Origin of the sequence: Pseudomonas sp. HMSC063H08 (genome assembly GCF_001813645.1) — a bacterium.
Lineage (GTDB): Bacteria > Pseudomonadota > Gammaproteobacteria > Pseudomonadales > Pseudomonadaceae > Pseudomonas > Pseudomonas aeruginosa.
This window is the reverse complement of the sequence record NZ_KV813552.1, coordinates 1-884: the sequence shown is the minus strand read 5'-3', so window position 1 is coordinate 884 and position 884 is coordinate 1. Positions and strand designations below refer to the sequence as shown.

Genomic DNA, 884 nt, shown 5'->3' with positions numbered 1-884 from the left:
TGCTTCGCCGCCTTGACCACGAAGTTGCCGGGCATGCCCAGCTCGATGTTGCCGCCCTTGAGGGTCAGGTAGGCGCCGCCGCACATCAGGGTGATGTGCTCCTTCGCGGTGACCAGCACGTGCTGCTGGCTGGCGCTGACCTCCACGCTCTGCTCGGCTTCCAGGCGGATGTCGTTCTTCTGCGCCTGCAGCAGCATCGGCCCCTGGTGGGTGATCTGGCGCAGCTCGCCGCCCTGGGCGAACAGGCCGATGTCGCTGCCGGCGTTGATCACCACCTTCTGCCCGGCGGTCACCTGCTGGTTCTGCCGGGCCACGCTGTCGACGTGCTCGCCGGCGGCCAGGGTCAGGCTCGCCGGCGTCGCCGCGGCGATCCCTGCCGGACCGCTCAAGGCGATCGCCGGCTTGCCTCCGTTGCTCTTGCCGGACTCGTCGTTGGCACCGTGGCCGAGGTCGCGCACGGCTTCCTGGAGGGTTTGCTGCGGCGCCGCGTCGTGCCCCACGCCCTGGTGCTCCCCGGCGTAGTCGCCCAGCTCGCGGGCCAGCTCCAGCGCCGCCTCCAGCACCTGCACCACGACGCCTCGGTCGAGATGGCCGGCGCCGGCCCTGAGCTGCTCCTCGGTGCTCAGCAGCAGCCCCTTGGCCGCACGCACCGCGCCATGTTCGTCGGTGCGCAGTTCGAAGCCCTCGCCGCGTGGCTTGCCGCCTTCGGGCCGAGGATGGGTCAGGTAGCCCAGGTGCAGCGCGCTGGCACCGTGGTCGCTCATCAGCGCCGCACTGATCTGCGCCGTGGTGTCGTCGATGCGCAGCTCGTTGGCCCGGCTGCCCTTGTACTCCTTGCTCTTGATGGTGCTGAGGATCTTGTGGTCGGGCAGCGCGTAGGGCGG

At 70.5% G+C, this 884-nt stretch carries 1 protein-coding gene; it reads right to left on the bottom strand.

Annotated features, from left to right (window positions below):
* Positions 1–884 (bottom strand): type VI secretion system spike protein VgrG2a (locus tag HMPREF2924_RS24895; RefSeq protein WP_003124919.1); only part of this gene is annotated, 884 nt, incomplete at both ends.